The sequence below is a fragment of the Candidatus Methylacidiphilales bacterium genome (assembly GCA_025056655.1).
Taxonomy (GTDB): Bacteria; Verrucomicrobiota; Verrucomicrobiia; order Methylacidiphilales; family JANWVL01; genus JANWVL01.
The window spans coordinates 1-2,477 of record JANWVL010000088.1; the positions used below are offsets into that span (position 1 = coordinate 1).

General features: G+C 37.3%; 3 protein-coding genes. All 3 read right to left on the reverse strand.

Going from position 1 to position 2,477, the window contains the following annotated elements; genetic code table 11:
* The coding region (locus NZM04_05505) for a hypothetical protein (protein ID MCS7063487.1) at positions 1-1,210 on the reverse strand (1,210 nt) is incomplete at its 3' end.
* A 603-nt stretch (positions 1,211-1,813) separates the two neighbouring features.
* Positions 1,814-1,948, reverse strand: coding sequence for a hypothetical protein (locus NZM04_05510; protein MCS7063488.1), 135 nt, complete (start codon positions 1,946-1,948; stop codon positions 1,814-1,816).
* Positions 1,949-2,042: 94 nt separating this feature from the next.
* Positions 2,043-2,171: a hypothetical protein gene (locus tag NZM04_05515; GenBank protein ID MCS7063489.1), complete on the reverse strand. Its 129-nt coding sequence runs from the start codon at positions 2,169-2,171 to the stop codon at positions 2,043-2,045.
* Positions 2,172-2,477: the final 306 nt, after the last annotated feature.

Consider the following 2,477-nt stretch of genomic DNA (forward strand, 5'->3'; position numbering starts at 1 on the left):
AATCTAACTTTAATTGAGTATTATATCTATCTATTAATATATCTCTTTCATCATCGCGAACGTTTTTCTCATAGACTTTAGAAATATATTCACCCTCAGGATCAATCTTCCTAATTTTTTCCTCCAACTTGATGATTAAAATACCATTTCCTTTTTCTACAGCTTTTTTGTATATATCTTGCATTAAATCCATTGCTTCTATATATCCAACAATTTTATCCACAGCAATAGCGTTCTTATAACAAACTAATGATTCTTTCATCCAAGGGTCTATACGTCTAAAACTAAAAAATTTTTCTAGTAAAATACCAAAACAGCCAGATGGAAAAGGTTTATCTACTTCATCGAAATTATATAACATCTCTTTAATTGAATATAGAGTCTCTATTTCTATTTCTGCTTTCTCTATTTTTTTATATACCTGTTTGTCCAGAATAAATTTATCTACTATAAAATAAAGATCGTCTAATTTACCTTTACATAAAATATATATCGCTTCTATTATTTTTTTACGAAAATCCGCGTCTATTTCATAGTTTTCTTCACATTTTTCTTTCAAGTTATTAACCATATCTGAGGCTAAATTATAAATATATCTTAAAATATTCTTATTGCGGTTTTTAAATAAATATGTTAAAATATAATCTTCTTTATAACTCCTTTTTTTACCTATCCCTATTCTACTAATCACATCTTTATCGTTTATCCTCATCTTTTCGCAGATAACAAGATAAAAATGCACACTAAACTCATTTTCCATAAAATGATCGCAAGAAGGAAAACGTCTCATTTCATTATATATTGCATCATGTATACCCTGACATACATCTAAAACTAAATCAAATAGATGAACCAATTCTGCAACTATCAAGTCCGGTTTATTTATATAATAGATTATCTTCTCCGCATATTTGTTGCTTTTTTCAAATATACATCTAGCAATGTATGCAGCTGTGTGAATAACTTGGGATTCATGTTCTTCATATAAGTATAAAATCTCTCCCAATTTATCATAATTGATTTTTGCGAGATAAATTAGAGCCTGTGCTTTGATTAAATCAGAAGTTGATTTATTAAAAATTGATATCAATAATATAATCTCTGATAATTCTCTGTGTTTTTGAATATAATCAAGCATTTTACTATAGTCATGATCGTATATATTTTCTTCTAATATAAAATGTTCTATTAGCACTTTTAAATCACTCATACTTAACATGTTAATATTTTAAGCAACTGTTGTGCAAATTGCTAATAAATAATTAGCATATTAATTAAAATTAGAGAATTTTAAACTATTAAACTTAATTTGCATTTTTATATAATTATATATGCGTTACTTTATGTAGAAAATTTAAAGATTTGAAATTTAGCTGTGTTGTTAAATAGAGATAAGTTATAGCCAAATGAATCAAGGATTACAGTATTAAACAGCATTAACTGTGAAAAAGTTACATCGTTACTTACTAACTCAACTAGTTCAAAAGACTAGATACTTAAAATCTAGGTGTAGTCTATTTCATGATATTCGCATCTCCACGGTTTCATACGCGCCGATCAAATTTTAAGACAAACAATCGGAAGTGCCTAAATCCAAATACTTGCGTAGTCCCGCGGATAGCTCTGATAACCCGGATGCGCTTGCTTGAAGGGATGCCGCCGATTCCAGCATGGCACAAAGGACGCAACCGACCGCTATAGCTCCTACACACACCGCGAAAAGCACCGCGCCCGTCGGCCTAAGCGAGCAAGATCCCCCACAACTCGGCGAGACTTGCTTTAACTGAATAGGTCTGCGACTTGCCCGGCGCAACTAGAGATTGCCGCCACGGTAGTCCCAAGCAGCATACCCACTGAAGCCGTCGGTGTAATACTGAAATGCGCATGGCCCTTGATCCACCACCGCTTGCAACACCGCTTCATCGCGGGATAGAGTATCTACCAACACATCACGCAGCGCGTCCGGCGCTCGACCTGCGTGATGAGATCGTCGCGTTTTTTACTCCCGACGAATGTGAACTGCTCTCAAGCTCGACGATCGGTTAGTCGTCGGTTGAGGGTTGTGGGATGGGAGCAGCCAAGGCACGTTCATCGGCGCACTTGACCCAGTTGGCTACCGATTGCGCACTTGACACGCAGATTGCGCCCGATGCGTCGGGAGCTTTAGCCATCTAGATACATCTCAACGGCTTGGCGCGGGATTCTAAGCGGGTAGCTGATTGGGTTGGTCAGAGGGGTGAAATGACAATTGCAAGCTTTTCACAGGTAGCGCTGGCTGCCGCTGTGATTCTTGCCTCGTTTGACCACCGATTCGCTTATGTCTCTTTGGACACTTCATGTATCCAATTTTATCCACTCCCATCGGGAGTATGCCCGAGACGGCAGACAATCAGTGTCGTCTGCCGGCGGCATAGGACAAGGGACAAGAACAAGACGACACCCTCGCCAGCGAGCGCGATGCGATATCGCGAGGCTGC